Origin of the sequence: Falsiroseomonas sp., assembly GCF_041690465.1 — a bacterium.
Classification (GTDB): domain Bacteria; phylum Pseudomonadota; class Alphaproteobacteria; order Acetobacterales; family Acetobacteraceae; genus Falsiroseomonas.
In genome coordinates, this window is record NZ_JAWLHG010000073.1 from 1 (window position 1) to 15,291 (window position 15,291).

18 protein-coding genes are annotated in these 15,291 nt (G+C 71.6%); 8 read left to right on the forward strand and 10 right to left on the reverse strand.

The genetic code is table 11. The features are described from left to right. Positions 1-66: 66 nt before the first annotated feature. The 3 genes from ACESM1_RS29110 to ACESM1_RS29120 all read right to left on the reverse strand — a co-directional run bounded on the left by ACESM1_RS29110 (position 67) and on the right by ACESM1_RS29120 (position 3,543). Positions 67-300, reverse strand: a complete 234-nt coding sequence (locus tag ACESM1_RS29110; protein WP_372624725.1) for a hypothetical protein — start codon at positions 298-300, stop codon at positions 67-69. 100 nt (positions 301-400) lie between these two features. Further along, on the reverse strand, positions 401-1,804 hold the full coding sequence (locus tag ACESM1_RS29115; protein ID WP_372624726.1) for a sigma-54-dependent transcriptional regulator: 1,404 nt from the start codon (positions 1,802-1,804) through the stop codon (positions 401-403). Beyond that, the gene (locus ACESM1_RS29120; protein ID WP_372624727.1) at positions 1,801-3,543 is read right to left on the reverse strand and encodes a sensor histidine kinase; all 1,743 of its coding nucleotides are present in this window, start codon (positions 3,541-3,543) and stop codon (positions 1,801-1,803) included. Before ACESM1_RS29120 ends, ACESM1_RS29115 begins: the two co-directional genes overlap by 4 nt. A 111-nt stretch (positions 3,544-3,654) precedes the next feature. Here ACESM1_RS29120 and ACESM1_RS29125 point away from each other — a divergent pair, with 111 nt between their 5' ends. From ACESM1_RS29125 to ACESM1_RS29135, 3 genes are all read left to right on the forward strand, one after another. Continuing rightward, on the forward strand, positions 3,655-4,320 hold the full coding sequence (locus ACESM1_RS29125) for a hypothetical protein (protein ID WP_372624728.1): 666 nt from the start codon (positions 3,655-3,657) through the stop codon (positions 4,318-4,320). A gap of 173 nt (positions 4,321-4,493) precedes the next feature. Continuing rightward, positions 4,494-5,531: a hypothetical protein gene (locus ACESM1_RS29130; RefSeq protein ID WP_372624729.1), complete on the forward strand. Its 1,038-nt coding sequence runs from the start codon at positions 4,494-4,496 to the stop codon at positions 5,529-5,531. An 86-nt stretch (positions 5,532-5,617) separates the two neighbouring features. Continuing rightward, positions 5,618-5,800 (forward strand): CsbD family protein, encoded by a 183-nt coding sequence (locus ACESM1_RS29135; RefSeq protein ID WP_372624730.1) that lies wholly within the window; start codon positions 5,618-5,620, stop codon positions 5,798-5,800. Between the two features lie 1,021 nt (positions 5,801-6,821). Here the strand turns inward: ACESM1_RS29135 and ACESM1_RS29140 are convergent. Next, complete coding sequence (locus tag ACESM1_RS29140) at positions 6,822-7,670, reverse strand: hypothetical protein (RefSeq protein WP_372624731.1); 849 nt, start codon at positions 7,668-7,670, stop codon at positions 6,822-6,824. Between the two features lie 33 nt (positions 7,671-7,703). On the opposite strand from ACESM1_RS29140, the gene ACESM1_RS29145 reads away from it, so the two are divergent. Then, positions 7,704-8,129, forward strand: a complete 426-nt coding sequence (locus ACESM1_RS29145; protein WP_372624732.1) for a PRC-barrel domain-containing protein — start codon at positions 7,704-7,706, stop codon at positions 8,127-8,129. Positions 8,130-8,709: 580 nt separating this feature from the next. Here the strand turns inward: ACESM1_RS29145 and ACESM1_RS29150 are convergent. After that, positions 8,710-9,717 carry a DUF2793 domain-containing protein gene (locus tag ACESM1_RS29150; RefSeq protein WP_372624733.1) on the reverse strand — a complete coding sequence of 336 codons (1,008 nt, stop codon included), beginning with the start codon at positions 9,715-9,717 and terminating at the stop codon, positions 8,710-8,712. 205 nt (positions 9,718-9,922) lie between these two features. On the opposite strand from ACESM1_RS29150, the gene ACESM1_RS29155 reads away from it, so the two are divergent. Both ACESM1_RS29155 and ACESM1_RS29160 read left to right on the forward strand, forming a co-directional pair. Further along, the gene (locus ACESM1_RS29155; protein WP_372624734.1) at positions 9,923-10,345 is read left to right on the forward strand and encodes a DUF3489 domain-containing protein; all 423 of its coding nucleotides are present in this window, start codon (positions 9,923-9,925) and stop codon (positions 10,343-10,345) included. Continuing rightward, on the forward strand, positions 10,335-11,045 hold the full coding sequence (locus ACESM1_RS29160; RefSeq protein WP_372624735.1) for a recombinase family protein: 711 nt from the start codon (positions 10,335-10,337) through the stop codon (positions 11,043-11,045). The genes ACESM1_RS29155 and ACESM1_RS29160 overlap by 11 nt, the downstream gene beginning before the upstream one ends. Here the strand turns inward: ACESM1_RS29160 and ACESM1_RS29165 are convergent. Both ACESM1_RS29165 and ACESM1_RS29170 read right to left on the reverse strand, forming a co-directional pair. Further along, positions 11,032-11,271, reverse strand: a complete 240-nt coding sequence (locus tag ACESM1_RS29165; protein WP_372624736.1) for a hypothetical protein — start codon at positions 11,269-11,271, stop codon at positions 11,032-11,034. The genes ACESM1_RS29160 and ACESM1_RS29165 overlap by 14 nt on opposite strands. A gap of 4 nt (positions 11,272-11,275) precedes the next feature. Continuing rightward, entirely contained in the window at positions 11,276-11,722 is a 447-nt protein-coding gene (locus ACESM1_RS29170; RefSeq protein ID WP_372624737.1) for a hypothetical protein, read from the reverse strand. A gap of 128 nt (positions 11,723-11,850) precedes the next feature. Between ACESM1_RS29170 and ACESM1_RS29175 the strand changes: the two genes are divergently transcribed. After that, entirely contained in the window at positions 11,851-12,552 is a 702-nt protein-coding gene (locus ACESM1_RS29175) for an alpha/beta family hydrolase (protein ID WP_372624738.1), read from the forward strand. Further along, entirely contained in the window at positions 12,549-12,998 is a 450-nt protein-coding gene (locus ACESM1_RS29180) for a GNAT family N-acetyltransferase (RefSeq protein WP_372624739.1), read from the forward strand. Before ACESM1_RS29175 ends, ACESM1_RS29180 begins: the two co-directional genes overlap by 4 nt. Positions 12,999-13,092: 94 nt before the next feature. On the opposite strand, the gene ACESM1_RS29185 is transcribed toward ACESM1_RS29180, so the two are convergent. From ACESM1_RS29185 to ACESM1_RS29195, 3 genes are all read right to left on the reverse strand, one after another. Further along, positions 13,093-13,491, reverse strand: coding sequence for a hypothetical protein (locus ACESM1_RS29185; protein WP_372624740.1), 399 nt, complete (start codon positions 13,489-13,491; stop codon positions 13,093-13,095). Next, complete coding sequence (locus ACESM1_RS29190; RefSeq protein WP_372624741.1) at positions 13,478-14,758, reverse strand: site-specific DNA-methyltransferase; 1,281 nt, start codon at positions 14,756-14,758, stop codon at positions 13,478-13,480. The genes ACESM1_RS29185 and ACESM1_RS29190 overlap by 14 nt, the downstream gene beginning before the upstream one ends. Further along, the coding region (locus ACESM1_RS29195; RefSeq protein ID WP_372624742.1) for a hypothetical protein at positions 14,755-15,291 on the reverse strand (537 nt) is incomplete at its 5' end. The genes ACESM1_RS29195 and ACESM1_RS29190, both read right to left, overlap by 4 nt.

Sequence of the window (15,291 nt, forward strand, 5' to 3'; positions counted from 1 at the left end):
CACCATCGGCCGCATCGTCGACGCCTTCACGCCTGGGGAGTGCGCCAACTACTTCGCCGCTGCCGGCTACGATGCAGACTGATCGGAAACCGCTCTAGTCGCCGTGGCTGAGGCCAAGCCGACCACCCCGCATGCGCACTCGAAGGCGGTGCCCTTGCCCATGAAGCGCTTCTCGCCCCAACGGACCATGATCAGCGCCGCCAGGTACACCACGACGGCCCTCACGGTCATCTGCAGCGCCGAGAGATCCTCGGCATCCAGCCCAAGCAGCCAAGCTGCGGCGCGACCCGCCTCCTCCATCTCACCTCCTGTTACCGCTGGCTCCGAGTGGGGCGGTGGCCGCTGCGCGCCACCCAGATGCATGGGCGCTGCGGCGGGCGCGCCGGAGCCACCCCGGCGCTCAACGCGCCGGCATGCCGAGCCGCCGCATGCGGTCCCAGAGCGTGGTCCGGGAGACGCCGAGCGCGCGGGCCGCGTCGCCCATGCGCCCGCCGCAGCGCGCCAACACCCGCCGGATGTGCTCGCGCTCTGCCGTCTCGCGCGCCTCCGCAAGGGAGGCTGTCTCGGCGGTCGACGTGCCGGTGGCAACGGGGCTGACGTCGTCCTGCCCAGCGTCCGGAGACGAGGATGCCGCGGCTCCACGGCCCGCCGTCATGGCTAGTTCCGGGAAGAGGTCACCCGCGGCGATGCACGGCGAGGCGGCGAGCAGCGCCGCACGCTGGACGCGGTTGCGTAGCTCGCGCGCGTTGCCGGGCCAGCTGTGCGCATGGAGCGCGGCCACGCCGTCATTGGCGAAAACGCACGGCTCGCCCCCGGGAGGGGCGCTGGCAAAGCGGTGCAGGAAATGCCGCGCCAAGTCCTCCAGGTCCTCGGGTCGCTCGCGTAGCGGCGGCACCACGAGTTCGACGACGGAGAGGCGGAACCACAGGTCCTCCCGGAACGCTCCCGCGGCGACCCGTCCCCGCAGGTCGGCACTGGTCGCGGCCACGATCCGGGCGCGCAGCGGATGCTCCTCCCGGCCGCCGACGCGGAGCAAGCGGTGCTCCTCGACGAGCCGCAGCAGCCGCCCCTGCAGCGGCGGCGCAAGCTCGGATATCTCGTCGAAAAAGAGCGTTCCCGCGCCCGCCCGCTCAGCGAGTCCCGGCCCGCCCTCCGGCGCACTGCCGTCGCGGCCGAGAAGGACGGCTTCGGCCTCTGCAATTGTGTCCGGCAGGGCGGCGCAGTCCACCACGACGAAGGGCTCGGGCGCTCGGGCGGGCGCCATCGCGTGCAGCCGCCGCGCCGCGAGACCTTTGCCGGCACCGCTCTCGCCGGCCAGCAGCACCGTCGCCTCGGCCGGCGCGAGCCGCTCAAGCGCTGCCCGGAGCGCCCGCATCGGCGGCGAGCGCCAGCCAGCCTCGTCTCCCTCCGACCCGGCGTCGGGCGTGGGCCCGCCAGCGGCGAAGGCGGCGAGCTTGTCGAGCAGCCGCTGTACTGGGAATGGCTTTGCCAGGTAGTCATCCACACCCAGGCGCATCAGGTGCACGGCCTGCTCAATGCCGCCATAAGCGGTCATGGCGACAATGGGCACGCCGCCGAGCTCGGGCATCAGCCGCGCGATCAGCGCTTCGCCGCTGCCGTCGGGCAGGCGGATGTCGCAGAGCACCATCGTCGGACGGTGCCGGCGGAGGAGCGCCTCGCCCTCCGCGGCAGTCCGGGCCCAGTGTGTCGTCACCCCGGCAAGCCGCAGGCGCTGCATGAGCGATTGGCCCAGCACCGGATCATCCTCGATCATGACCACGGAGGAGCCGGCGACCACGCTCACGCGACCGTCTCCTTGCGGGCGCCTGCGAGCTCTCCCGGGAGCATGAGCAGCCGCTCATCGCGTGACACGCGCAGCGCGATCCGCGTTCCGGTCCCTCCTGCCCCTGGGCCGACCGCAAGCCGCGCCGCGAGGCGCTGCGCGATCCCGGCTACGACCTCGAGCCCGAGGCCTGGGGACGCCTCCTCCGCGGCCGCGGGATCGGGCTGCTCCAGCCCGAGACGGCGATGCGCGGAGGACGGCAGGCCGGCCCCGCTGTTCTCGACGGTGACGACGAGATCGCCGTCGCGCTCCACCCTCGCCTCGAGCAGCACGCGGCCACCCGGTGGCGATGCGGCCACGGCGTTGAGCAGCAAATTTAGGACCGCCTGCCGGAGTTGCGGCGCATCCACGCCGCAGATTTCGGGCAGGCTCACGCGCCAGTCCAGGACGATAGCGCGCCGGCGGGCCGCCGGCGCGACAAGCACGCGCAGATCCTCGAAGTCGGCCGCAACCAGGGGGCGTGCGGGCCCGCGGTCACGGTGGAGTGCGAGCGTCGAGGACACCACCCGGTCGATCTGCTGCAGCCCGCGTTCCAGTACCTCCAACGCCTCGGTGCGCTCGGCGGGATCATCGCCGAAGGTGCGCGCCGTCTCGATCGCGGTCAGCATGCCGGCGAGCGGGTTGCGCACCTCATGCGCCACCGTCGCTGCCAGCCTGCCGAGCACTGCGGCACGTTCCCGCTCTGCGAGGCGCCCCGCCAGATCTTCCCGCTCCGCGAGATGAGCGGCCATTTGGTTGAAGGCAACTGCGAGGCGCCCGGCCTCGGTTTCCGGTGGCGGCATGGCCTTGTCGGCGATCGGCGCGAGGCGGCCCGAGCCCGCGCGCCGCAGTGCGTCGGTAACCACCAGGACGGGCTGCAGGGAACGCCGCGCAGCAAAGGCTGAGAAGCCGCCGCCCAGCACGGCAAGGGCGACGCCAAAGGCCACGAGGGCGAGTTCCAGCCGCTGCCGGCGCTCGACGATCGGCGAGATGTCGAGATGCGCGGCGATAAGCACGCCGTCGCGATCGCCCTCCACAAGGGGACGCTGCGCCCAGACGCTGTTCCCGCCCGGCGAGAATTCCCAAGCAGATCCGCCGAGGCCGCGGACGAAGGGGGCGGGCCAGTCCGGGTCGGGCCCGATGCCGGCGACGGAAAGCCGCTCTCCCATGGGCGTGCCGATGACGATGCGGCGCTCGCGTATGCCTTCCTGGAAGCCTAGCGCCCGCGACATCGCCGCCTCGAGAGCGGCGTTGTCGCCCTCCCGGATGGCCGGCAGCACGGCAGCGGAAAGGCCATCGAGATAGACGCGCCCGAGGCGAGCGGCCTCGCGGTCCAGCCTGTTTCCCATCGCCCACAGCGCGACCTGGCTCGTTGCCATGACGAACAGGAAGACGGCAGCGCCGGCGAGCAGCGGCACACGGAGCCGGACGGGCACATGAGGAGGCCGGAGCATCATGGGATGGGGAGCATCATGGAGAGGAGGACACCTGCGATGATCGACGGCCTTCTCAACGCTCGCGGCGCGGCGTGGTGGCCCGGCGCGATGGCTTGCACCTGCAGCAGTGCTCGCGTTCGGAAATCTGAACATCCCTGTTCGAAGCCATGAACAGTATTCGTGAATCCCAACATCGAAATGTCTTTGATGGCGCGTAATATTGAGAAACGCCTTTGGGGTCGTGCCGTTATGTCGGTAGTCGGTGGCCCAGGACAGTTCATGCAATTGGTTGCGTGTGTCTGTTTAGGATCCTGTGTCCACCAGTATTCCTGGTGCGTAGCGGAATAATTCCGTGCATCGCCGGCCAGCCATGACATCCGAGCAGAGGAAAACATCATGAAGCATATTCTCTCGACGACGGCGATCGCGGCGGCCATTGCTCTGGGCACCCACGGCTTCGCCGGGGCTCAGGCTGTGGACCCGAACCAGCCGGGCAGCGCGAGCGGCGGCATCCTGGCCCAATCCGGCCAGACCCCCTCGGGCCAGATGGGGCAGCCCCGCGCGACGCAGGGCGGCATGGGCCAGAGCGGCACCGGCGTGACCGGTTCGACGATGGGTCAGGGCAGCGGGACGGCTGGCTCGACCATGGGCCAGGGCGGCGGCGCGACCGGCTCGACCGTGGGTCAGGGGAGCGCCACGGGGCAGCAGCAGGCAACCCGGATGGGTGAGGAGCAGATCCGCACCGTTCTGCGCGCCCGCGGCTACTCGGACATCGAGGGCCTGGCGCGTGACGGCGACCAGTTCAAGGTCGAGGAGGCCAAGCGCTACGGCGAGACCGTTGAGGATCTGCGCATCGACGCCCGTACGGGCCAGGTGCCTGACGAGAAGCGGCTGAGCGAAGACCAGGCGCGCAACCTGTTGCGCGACCAGGGCTACTCCGACGTCAGCGACGTGAGCCGCGACGGGGATACCATCACGGCAAAGGCGAAGCAGGGTGAGCGCGAGGCGCGCCTGCGCATTGACGCGAACACCGGCGTCGTCTCGCGGCAGACCAGCAACTGATCCCACGCAACGCAACCAATCGGCGCGGGCGCGCCTCTCGCTCGCCCGCGCTGAATGTTGGGAACTCCAACGATTTCGGAGGAACGGACATGAGTAACGCCAGGAACACGCTTTCCGCTGCCGGCATCGCCGCCGCGCTGCTGGCGGGCACCGCGCTTGTAGCGGCGCCTGCCGTGGCGCAGCCGCAGAGCTATGGCTACGGCGACCGCAGCCAGTACGGCTCGGGCTGGGGCGACCGGGGCATGGGCGATCGGGCGCGCAGCGAATATGAACGCGGCTTCCGCATGGGTCGCGAGGACGAGCGCCGCAGCCGCTTCGGCTCGGGTCAGTATGGCCGCGGGTCCCAGGGCTACGGCCAGTTCTACGGCGACCAGGGTGGCATGGGCTCGCAGGGCTTCAGTGGCGACAGTCGCTTCGGCGGTGGGTCCCAGGGCTACGGCCAGTCCTTTGGTGGCCAGGGCGGGGCGGTCGGTGGCATGCGCGGCGGGGAGAGCTACGACGCTCAGCGCGTCGGCGACCGCATGGGCGAGGACCGCATTCGCGAACGCCTTCGTGCACGCGGCTACTCCGACATCGAGGGCCTCGAACGCGATGACGGCCGCTACACCGCCGATGCGCGACGCTACGGGGAGCGAGTGGAGGACCTGCGCGTCGATCCGCGTACCGGCCGAGTGCTCAACCAGAGCCGGCTGAACGAGGACCAGGTGCGGAACATGCTGGATGATCGGGGCTGGTCGGATGTCGGCAGCATCGAGCGCAATGGCAACATCATCAGCGCTCAGGCGCGGCGTGACGGCCGCACCTTCGATCTGCTCATGAATGCGCGGACTGGCGAGGTTCTCCACCGGGAGAGGCACCTCGGCGAGGATCGGATCCGTGAGCGCCTCCGCGAGCGCGGCTACTCGGACATTGAGGGCCTCGAACGGGATGACGGCCGCTACACCGCCGACGCGCGGCGCTACGGCGAGCGCGTGGAGGATCTGCGTATCGATCCCATGACCGGCCGAGTGCTCAACCAGAGCCGGCTGAACGAGGACCAGGTGCGCACCATGCTGCGCGAGCGCGGCTGGTCGGATGTCGGCAACATCGAGCGCGACGGCAACGTCATCAGCGCTCAGGCGCGGCGTGACGGGCGCGAGTTCGGCCTGCGCCTTAACGCCCGCAGCGGCACCGTGCTGCACCGCGAGCGCCGCGGCGGCGACGAGGGCTGAGCCGGGGGCGGCTTGCGCCGGGGCGGCATCCCGCCGCTCCGGCTTCCCCGGCTCGGGGAGATGCAGAGCGAGAAAGGACAGATCCGATGGTGGACAAGGACCGCATCGAAGGCGCCGGCAAGGAGGCCAAGGGCTCGGTCAAGAAGGGCGCCGGCGAGCTGACCGGCGACGAGAAGATGAAGGCCGAGGGCAGCATGGATAAGGCCGAAGGCAAGGTGCAGAACACCGCGGGCAAGGCGAAGGACAAGGCGCGTGACGCGCTCGATTGAAGCCGCGGCCGAGGCTCGAGGGGGCGCCTATCGCCCCCGGGTCCGCCCCAAAGCAGAGTGTGACGCATGGGCAGCATCCTGAAGCTCTTCGGCGGCGCGGTTGGGATCATCTTCCTGATCGGGCTGCTTGTCGTGATCGGCCTGCTCGCGCTGATCTTCTGAGGTTTCTGGACGAACCTCACCACCCCTTGTGGCGAGCCGAAGCGCGGCGGCAAGCGACGCGCCGCCTCGCAAGGCAGCGCCGCACGGCTGACCAAAGGAGACCATCGATGGAGAAGCCGAACCTGACCAAGGCCGCCCTGGCCGCCTTGCTTCTGGCGGGCGTCTCGGTCGCGGCCTGCGACGACACCACCACCACTGGTGCGGCCCCGGAGAACCGGACGGCGGCCCCTGCCGCACCACCTCCCGTAGCACCGCCCCCTGCCGCCACGCCGGCGTCGCCGCCGCCCGCCTCCGCCGAGCGTAGAGCGGTTCCTCCGGCCGGTGGGACCGTGGCCACGCCGCCACCCGCAGCGGGCGGCACCACGACCGGCAACGTGACGGTGATACCGCCCCCAGGCGCGCCCAACGTGACGGTGACAACGCCTTCGCGCAACGGGACCGGGACCACGGCGCCGCCTGCGGCGAGCGGCTCCACGACCACCCAGCCGCCGGCGGCAAGCGGGGGCACGACGGCACCGCGGCAGTAGGACCACTGCCCGTCCCGGGCGGGCGCCGCGTCGCGTAGCGGCCACCCAGCCGCGGGCCGTCCAGAGGACGGAATGCTGAAGGGGACGGCGCGCGTGCCTTAGATCAGCGTCCAGCGACACCAGGTAGGCCGCCCGGCGGGGTCCCGAAGCGGCACGTCAAGACGGCGAGCTCCCCCGGTGGGCGGACGATGCGCAGGAAGTAAGCAGTCCAGCGCGGCGTCCACCGCCGTCACGCAGGATGCGCGCATCGGTTCCCTTGGCTCAGCCTAGGTGCGGATGCGGAATTGCCTGCTTTGCCCATGCCTACGACATGGTGGCAGTCCGGCACAGCACTAGGCGGGCTGACTTGCCCTTCCACTGAGCCAGCAACATAGAGGAATGACAACATGACACGAGCAACAGATCACCGTCCGCACGTCGCCGCGCACCGCCAGGGCGGCCGCGCCCTCCTGCTCGCCGGCGCTGCCGCACTCGCGCTGAGCTTCGGCAATGCGGCGCTTGCGCAGCAGGGCCAGGCGCAACAGCGCCAGCAGGGCCAGGCACAGCAGGGTCAGGCACAGCAGGCCCAGCAGCAGGCGCAGCAGCAGATGCGCACGGTCGAGCAGTCGATGCGCACGGCCGAGCAGCAGCTTTCGCGTGAGGGGCAGCAGCCGAACTTCCAGCAGGCGCGCACCGCCGTGCAGGCCGGCCGTGAGGCGCTGGGTCGCGTCCCGCAGCAGATGCAGCAGCAGGATGCCTACCGCACCGCGCAGCGCGAGCTGAACGAGGCGCAACAGGCGCTGCAGCAGCAGCAGCCGAACCGCGAGCAGGTGGCCAGCTCGCTGCGTGAGGCGGCTGAGGCCTTCAGCGAGCTGCAGCGTGAAATGGGCGGCTTGGCGGCTGCCGGCGGTGCGGCTGGTGCGGGCGCGACGGGTGGCGCCCAGGGCGCCCGGATCGCCGTGCAGCAGCCCGCACCGCAGGTGACGGTGCAGCAGCCACAGCCGCAGGTGACGGTGCAGCAGCCGCAGCCGCAGGTGACCGTCCGCCAGCCTGAGCCGCAGGTGCGCGTGCAGCAGGCCGAACCGCAGGTGCGCGTGCAGCGCGAGGGTCAGCCGCAGGTACAGGTTCAGCGTGAGGGCCAGCCGGAGGTGCAGGTCGAGCGCGAGGGCCAGGCGCAGGTGCAGGTCGAGCGCGAGCGCCAAGCGCAGTTGCAGCGTGAGCAGGCCCGTCCGGGCATGACCGAGCAGCGCACCGGCGCGACCACCGCCACTCCGCCGCCGACGCAGTCCGGTGGCGCCCAGCCGCAGCGGACCGCCGCCACGCAGCAGACCGGCGTCGAACTGCAGTCGGTGCAGGAGCTGATCGGCAAGGATGTCTACGGCGCCGAGGGCCGCCAGGCCGGCGCGGTCGAGAACCTTCTGATCGACAGTGCCGGCCGCGTGCGCGCCGCCGTGATCGAGTGGGGCGGCTTCCTCGGCATCGGCCAGCGCCGCGCCATGGTGCCGATCGAGCGCATCCGCCTCGGGCAGACGAACGAGGATCGCGCGGTGCTCGAGATGACCCGCGAGGAGCTCGAGGCGCTGCCGCGCTATGACCGCGATAACATCGCCGAGTACAGCCGCGGGCGGGGCTGGGGCGAGGGCACGCGCCTCTATCGCTGACCGCACAGGGCGGCGGCTGCGGCCATCGCCTGCACAGCCAAGCAAGGGCGGCGCCAGGAGACCGGCGCCGCCTTCTCCTGTACAGCCGGTCCGGTCATCCGATTAACAGCACGGAATGGGCGGCCGCGGAGCTGGCCGCTGGCGCGGCGCCTGCGCGGCGCTCGGCACGGCGCAGACGCTCTCCTGGGCATCGTCGTACTCCCTGCTGGCGACTCTCGCGTCGCCGATGGCGCGCGAGCTCGGCGTGCCAGTCTCCTGGGTGTTCGGCGCCTTCTCCGCGGGCGCCCGCGGAAGAGCCGCACCACCTGATCGGAGGTGGCGCCGACCGCGCGGGCGGCGATCGAGAAGCGCTGGAAGGCGCCGACGCTCTCGGATAGGGCGACGCCGGTGGACAGCGCGCTGCAATGCAGCGCCTCGCAGATCGCGCCGGCCCGCTCCACCGAGCCTGTCGCGTTCTGCAGGCGGGACAGGCTGGGTGAGCGCATCGCCGGCCTCCACCGGCGCCCGAGCCGGACAGCGTCCCCGACAGCAGCGGCGTGCCGTTCAGCGGCGTGAGCAACGGACGGCGGCCCGGCCGCGACTATGGCTTCTCCATTCGCACCCTCAGTGTCCCACTGCCCAAGTCGACTGCGTCCGCCGTGCCGTTCTGAAACCGCACGCTGACCGTTTCCGCCGCCGACACCCAGGCCGTCAGCGTGACCCCGTGCAGATCGAGCGAGAAACTCGCGCGCGCGAAGTCGCCGAGCGCGGCGCCGGTGACGGCCGCGTTGGTAGTGACGCCTTCGCCGGCCGCCAGGTTCGGCGGATCGTAGGTGACGCTCGCCTGCAGCAGCCGCGGTACGACGAGCGTCCACGCGCTGCCGTTCCAGCCCCACTGCGCCAGCGTCGCGGCATCGAACACCACCAGACCGACAAATGGCGCATGGAACACCCACGCGCCGCCGAGGCGCTGCGCCAGCCGGTTCGCCTGGCCGGCCCAGGCGCCGGTCGGGCTGGCGCCGACAATCCAGCACTGTCCGTCCGCCAGCGAGCCGGGCGGTGTGTGCGTGACGAGTTGGACCAGCGCATTGGGGCGGTTGACCCGGTGGCGCTGCGCACCGGTGCTGAACTTCACGCTTGGCTTCGCTCGCGAACAGAGCGAAGCGTGTCCGCGCGCCGGCGGTGGTCCTGGCGCGGCCCTGACAGGCTCCTGCCTGCGGGGCTCGGGCCGGTAGCACCCGGACGGTCGGGTGCTGGACCGGAGACCCCGACGATGAAGCTGACCGATACGCAGACGCAGATCCTGGCCGCGGCAGCCGAACAGCAGGACCGGCTGGTCAACCCGCCGGCGATCCCGCCCGGCCCGCGCGGGGCGATCGAGGTGAAGCTTCGGACCGCCGACCTGATGGAGCAGGTCCGGCTCGACGCCGACGAGCACCCGGCCATGGCCTGGCGCCACGTGGAGGGCGAGGCGATCGGCTACCGGATCACCGCGGCGGGGCTGCGCGCCATCGGCATCGACGCTGGCGAGCCCACCACGGCCATCGACGAGGCCGAACGCGACGGGCTGACGGCGCCGGAGTTCGAGGCCGAGCAGGAGCTGGCGCAACGTGCGCTGGACGCCGGCGTCGACCTGGCCGCGCCGGACGCGCTGGAGCAGGCGCAGGCGGCTGGCGTGGTGGAGGGCGCGCGGAAGGCCGACATGCCCGCAGGAGGCCCCACAGAGTCCGCTGAGGGCGGTCAGCCCTGCGCCGGCACTCCCCGCCCTGGCCGGAACGGCACCCAAGCCGCTGGCGGCCCCTCCAGAGTCGCGCATGGGCCTGACCGCTGCACAGCCGCGGCGCGCCCTCCTGGCCGCTGCCCAGGCGGTGCTCCTCGCCTGGGACGACGAGGGGGGCCAGCGCGCCGGTCTGGCGGAGGCGGTGGCGAGCCTGCGCACCGCCCTCGCCGGCAAGCCGGCCCGCACGCCGCGCGATCCCAGCGCCCCGCGCAAGTCCCGCGAGGGCACCAAGCAGCAGCAGGTGCTCGACCTGCTCGGCCGGCCGGAGGGCGCCACCATCGCGCAGATCGTCGAAGCCACCGGCTGGCAGCCGCACACGGTCCGCGGCTTCTTCGCCGGTCTGAAGAAGCGCCAGGGCATCGCGGTCGAGGTGGCGGAGCGTGTCCGCCAGGTCGGACCGGGCAAGGACGGCGCGAAGGGCTCCTACAGCATCTACCGGATCGCCGATGCCGGCTGAGCGCCATCGCGCCGGCGCCCCGCGCTACGCGGTCGGGCTGTATCGGGTCTCGACCGCGGAGCAGGGGCAGAGCGGCCTCGGGCTGGAGGCGCAGCAGGCGGCCGTGCGGGCCTTCTGCGCCGGCCAGGGCTGGGTGCTGGTGGCCGAGCATTCCGACATCGCCAGCGGCAAGGACGACCGCCGGCCCGGCTTCCAGGCGGCGCTGGTGCGCTGCCGGCAACTCGGCGCGGTGCTGGTAGCGGCGCGGCTGGATCGGATCACCCGGCGGGCGCACACGCTGTCGCAGCTGCTGGAGGACGGCATCTCGATCCGGGCGGCGGACATGCCCGGAGCGGACGACCTGATGATGCGGGTCTATGCGGCGATGGCGCAGAAGGAGCGGGAGCTGATCAGCGAGCGCACCCGGGCGGCGCTGGCGGCGGCGAAGGCGCGTGGGCGGGTACTGGGCGGCGATCGCGGGTATCGGCCGGCAGCGGGCCCGGACGCGGCGGCAGCGGCCCAGGCGCGGCGCGAGGCGGCCGAGCGCGCGGCGCATCGGCTGGTGCTGGAGGTGGAGGCGATGGCATCCGACCGGCCGCGGAGCCACGCCGAGTTGGCGCGGCTGTTGACCGCCCGCGGCGTGCCCGCACCGCGCGGCGGCGCCATCTGGACCCACACGACTGTCGCGCGGGTGAAGGCCCTCGCCGCTACCGCCGACTGACGACGACGCGCTGCACAGTGCGTCCGCGGAACGGCGCCTCGCCGCAGTCGCGGCACCAGAGCTCGCGGCACAGCCCGATCAGGTGCAGCCGGGCATCACGGCCGATCAGCCTTGCCAGTTCGTCCCGACCGAAGCTGCGCACGCCGCAGGCGCAGGGCAGTTGCACGGCCTCGTCCTCCGCCAGGTCCGCCACGGTGAAGTGGAACGCCGGCCATGGCGGTGGCATCTGCCTACGCGCTGTCAGCCGAGGCAGGCGGCGCGCCCCGGCGCATCACGATGAAGCCGCTCATGCTGAGCTGCCGGACCAGCTGCTCGGCGGCGATCCTCGCGGCGTATTCGGCGCCGGTGCGGCGCGCCCTGCCGGTGCTGTCGAACCGCATCGCGTAGGCGAGGGAGTCCGCCACCTCCTCGGCATCGGCAGGCCGCAGCCACTGCCCTTCCACCTCCACGGCCGAGGACTGCGGCTGGTAGGCACCGAGGTCGCGTAGGATGTCAGTGACAGCGGCATCGAAGCTGCTGGCCGGCAGCGCGGGCTGGAGCCCGCGCCCGAGCCCGCGCGCCTCGGCCGCGGCTTCGGCCAGGCTGTGGCGACGCGTGGCGATGGCCGTCACGATCACCTCGCGCATGTGGCGGAGGACCTCGGGATCGATCGGGCCGGGTGCGCTCATGGCCGGCATGATGTTCTATCTTCGTTCTCTACGCAAGCCTGCCGCCAGCCCGGTAGCAGCGCTGCCGGCTGGACCCCGCGCGGGCCTCGCCGCGCGCAAGCGTCTATCCTCACGCCAGACTGCTGGCCGGAGATGCCATGAAGATCCAGGTTGACGAGGCGCACATCGTGTCCAGCCTGCTACTGGCCCCGCCGGAGCCGACCGCATGCCTCGTCCTGGCCCATGGTGCCGGCGCGGGGATGACACATGCCTTCATGGTGGCGGTGGCCGAAGGGTTGCTCCAGCGGCGGATCGCCAGCTTGCGCTTCCAGTTCCCCTACATGGAAGCGGGCAGCAGGAGGCCCGATCGCCCGGCGCTGGCGCAGGCGACGGTCAGGGCTGCCGCGGACGCCGCGCGCCAGGCCCTTTCGGGCGTGCCGCTGTTCGCTGGCGGCAAGTCGTTTGGCGGCCGCATGGCGTCGCAGGCGCAGGCCGAGGCTCCGATGCCCGACGTCCTGGGGCTGGTGCTCCTGGGCTTCCCGCTTCATCCGGCGGGCAAGCCCTCGCTGGACCGCGCAGCGCACCTCACGCAGATCAGCGTGCCGATGCTGTTCCTGCAGGGGACACGCGATGCCCTGGCCGAGATGTCGCTGCTGGCGCGGGCCGCCTCTGATCTGGGCAGGCGTGCGACCGTGGTGCAAGTCGAGCAGGCGGACCACTCGTTCCATGTGCCAGCACGATCCGGGCGAACCGATGCGGAGGTTCTGGACGCGCTCCTCGACCGGACTGCGACATGGATGCAGGAGGTCGTCCAAGGCGGCGCCGGCGGCCGCCGAACCAGGATCGGGCCTGTCTCGTGACGTCGCGCTACGGCCTGGAGATCCGCGCTGCTGCCCCCATCGACGCGCCTGGGCTCGTGGAGCTGGTCGCCGCGACGGGGCAGGCCGCTGATGCACGCGCCCTGGCCGAGCGACTGGTTGCGATCCGGGAGGCGCCCGGCACGGCGCTGATCGCGGCACAATGGGGGCCGCCCAGCGGTCTCGTTGTCCTGCATTGGTATCGCACGCTCGACGATCCGCGTCCGACAGCGCAGATCACGACCTTGCTGGTTGGCCCCGACGAGCGGCGCAGGGGCATCGGCCGGCTGCTGCTCAAGGCCGCTGCGCAGGCGGCGCGAACGGCTGGCTGCGGCAAGCTGGAGTTGCTCGCTCCAGCCGACGTGCCGTCCCTCCATGATTTCTGCCGGGCAACCGGCTTCGACCAGAGCGGGCTTCGGTTCTTACGGTCTCTCCGCAAGCAGGGTTAGCGTCGCCCTGGCCGCTGCCGCGCTGAACCTTCCCACTGTTACCCTGTTCACCACCGAGCAACGGTCGTTGGTCGGTGTTGAACATGCTGCGCTGTCAGGCGTCGTCGTCCTCGTCGTCGTAGTGCCGGCCGCCCATGGCGATCCGCGCCAGCTGATCGTCCGTGAGATCATCCGCACGCGGCACGCCGCTGATCACCGTGAAGCCACCGGCCAGGCTGTGCTCCACCCGCTGCCGCTCGCTCCAGCCCGCCCGCGCCTTCATCCAGAAGATCGCCGCCGCGACGTTGTTGCCTTCGGTGGCCATCCGGAACAGCGACTGCGCCACCTTCCTCGTCGCCTCGATCGAGCCGCGGTCCAGCTCCGCCCGGAAGTGCTTCCTGAGCGTCTTCGGGTCGATGTCGAGGAAGGTCGCGATATCCTCCTGCGGCACCCCGAACCCGGCCATCGCGCGGACCGTTCGCCGCTGGTCGGCAGTGGCCTCAAACGCCGGCATGGGCGGCCTCCTGGCCGCGCTCGGCGGCGACCTCGGCAAAGCTGCGGCCCGACCCGTCCAGCGCCGCCTTCTCGCCGGTGAACGCCTTCCAGCGGCTCACCGCGACGTCCACATAGGCCGGCGACAGCTCCACCGCATGGCAGGCCCGGCCCGACATCTCGGCGGCGATCAGGGTGGTGCCGGACCCGCTGAACGGCTCGTAGACCGCCTGGCCGGGGCTCGAGTTGTTCTCGAGCGGCCGGCGCATGCAGGCGACCGGCTTCTGCGTGCCGTGCACCGTGTCCACGTCCTGGTCGCGGGATGGGATGGACCACAGGGTGGTCTGCTTGCGGTCGCCGGCCCAGTGGCCCTTGGCACCGTCGCGCACGGCATACCAGCAGGGCTCGTGCTGCCAGTGGTAGTGCCCGCGCCCGAGCACCAGGCGCTCCTTGGCCCAGATGATCTGGGCGCAGATGTCGAAGCCGCAGGCGGCGAGGCTCTCGGCCACCGTGGTGGCGTGCAAGGCGCCGTGCCAGACATAGGCGACATCGCCGGGGAACAGCGCCCAGGCCTCGCGCCAGTCCGCCCGGTGGTCGTTCAGCACGCGGCCAGTGCGGGCGGTCTTGCTGCCCTCCAGCGCCGCGTTGCGCCAAGCGGGGTCGTAGTCCACGCCGTAGGGCGGGTCGGTGACCATCAGATGCGGCCGCACGCCGTTCAGGGCCTTCGCGACGGTGTCCGCATCTGTGCAGTCGCCGCAGGCCAGCCGATGTCGCCCGAGGATCCACACGTCGCCGAGCCGGCTGACCGGCGTCTCCGGGACCTCCGGCACCTGGTCGGGATCGGTCAGGCCCTCGGTGGCATCGATCAGCAGCCGGCCGATCTCGTCGAGGTCGAAGCCAGTGAGGCCCAGGTCGAAGCCCTCGTCGCGGAGGTCACCGAGTTCGAGCCGCAGCATGTCCTCGTCCCAGCCGGCGGAGAGCGCCAGGCGGTTGTCCGCCAGGACGTAGGCGCGGCGCTGCGCCGGGCTGAGATGGGACAGCTCGATGGTCGGCACCTCCTGCAGGCCGAGCTTGCGCGCCGCCATGAGCCGCCCATGGCCGGCGATCACCCCGCGCGCGCCGTCGGTCAGGATCGGGTTGGTGAAGCCGAACTCGCGGATCGAGGCGGCGATCTGCGCCACCTGCGCATCGGAGTGCGTGCGGGCGTTGCGGGCATAGGGCACCAGGTCGGCGACCCGCATCGGCTTGTAGGCCGGAAACAACGCCGTGGCGTCGGGAGCGTCGGTCATTCGGCCTTCCCCTCGATCTGCCGCACAGCGGCGGCCTCGTCCGGGTTGGAGAACCTGCGGATGACGACGATCTGCTGCGGCAGCGGCGCATCGTCCTTGCCGGTGACCTCGACCTGCTGCTTCTCGCGCCAGCCGGCGCGGGCCTTCAGCCAGAAGATCGTCGCCGCGATGTTCCCCGGCGTGGTGGCCCGCTGGTAGAGCGTCTGGGCGACGCGGGCATTGGCCTCGATGGTGGCGGTGTCGAGCTCGTGGCGGAACCACTTGCGCAGCGTCGGCGGGCTGCACTTCACGACCAGCGCGATGTCGTCCTGCGGCACGCCATAGCCCGCCATCGCCTTGACCATGCGGCGCTGCTCGTCGGTCGGCGTGAACGGCTTGCGGCCTGTCATCCTGCGCTCCGGCGACAGCAGGAGCACCCTGCTGCGCACTGCGATTCTAGAGCGGTTTCCGAGCTGAATGAATCGAAGGGGATTCCCCGGCGCGGGGCGGATCTGATTCAAGCTGTCTGTCGGCGAGGAGGCCGACAGGCATGT

Bases quoted from the DNA above. Each gene is read 5' to 3' on its own strand.
- ACESM1_RS29160 (WP_372624735.1), top strand. From the start codon at position 10,335: ATGCCGGCTGAGCGCCATCGCGCCGGCGCCCCGCGCTACGCGGTCGGG.
- ACESM1_RS29185 (WP_372624740.1), bottom strand. From the start codon at position 13,491: ATGCCGGCGTTTGAGGCCACTGCCGACCAGCGGCGAACGGTCCGCGCG.
- ACESM1_RS29165 (WP_372624736.1), bottom strand. From the start codon at position 11,271: ATGCCACCGCCATGGCCGGCGTTCCACTTCACCGTGGCGGACCTGGCG.
- ACESM1_RS29125 (WP_372624728.1), top strand. From the start codon at position 3,655: ATGAAGCATATTCTCTCGACGACGGCGATCGCGGCGGCCATTGCTCTG.
- ACESM1_RS29190 (WP_372624741.1), bottom strand. From the start codon at position 14,758: ATGACCGACGCTCCCGACGCCACGGCGTTGTTTCCGGCCTACAAGCCG.
- ACESM1_RS29155 (WP_372624734.1), top strand. From the start codon at position 9,923: ATGGGCCTGACCGCTGCACAGCCGCGGCGCGCCCTCCTGGCCGCTGCC.
- ACESM1_RS29170 (WP_372624737.1), bottom strand. From the start codon at position 11,722: ATGCCGGCCATGAGCGCACCCGGCCCGATCGATCCCGAGGTCCTCCGC.
- ACESM1_RS29175 (WP_372624738.1), top strand. From the start codon at position 11,851: ATGAAGATCCAGGTTGACGAGGCGCACATCGTGTCCAGCCTGCTACTG.
- ACESM1_RS29135 (WP_372624730.1), top strand. From the start codon at position 5,618: ATGGTGGACAAGGACCGCATCGAAGGCGCCGGCAAGGAGGCCAAGGGC.
- ACESM1_RS29145 (WP_372624732.1), top strand. From the start codon at position 7,704: ATGACCGAGCAGCGCACCGGCGCGACCACCGCCACTCCGCCGCCGACG.
- ACESM1_RS29110 (WP_372624725.1), bottom strand. From the start codon at position 300: ATGGAGGAGGCGGGTCGCGCCGCAGCTTGGCTGCTTGGGCTGGATGCC.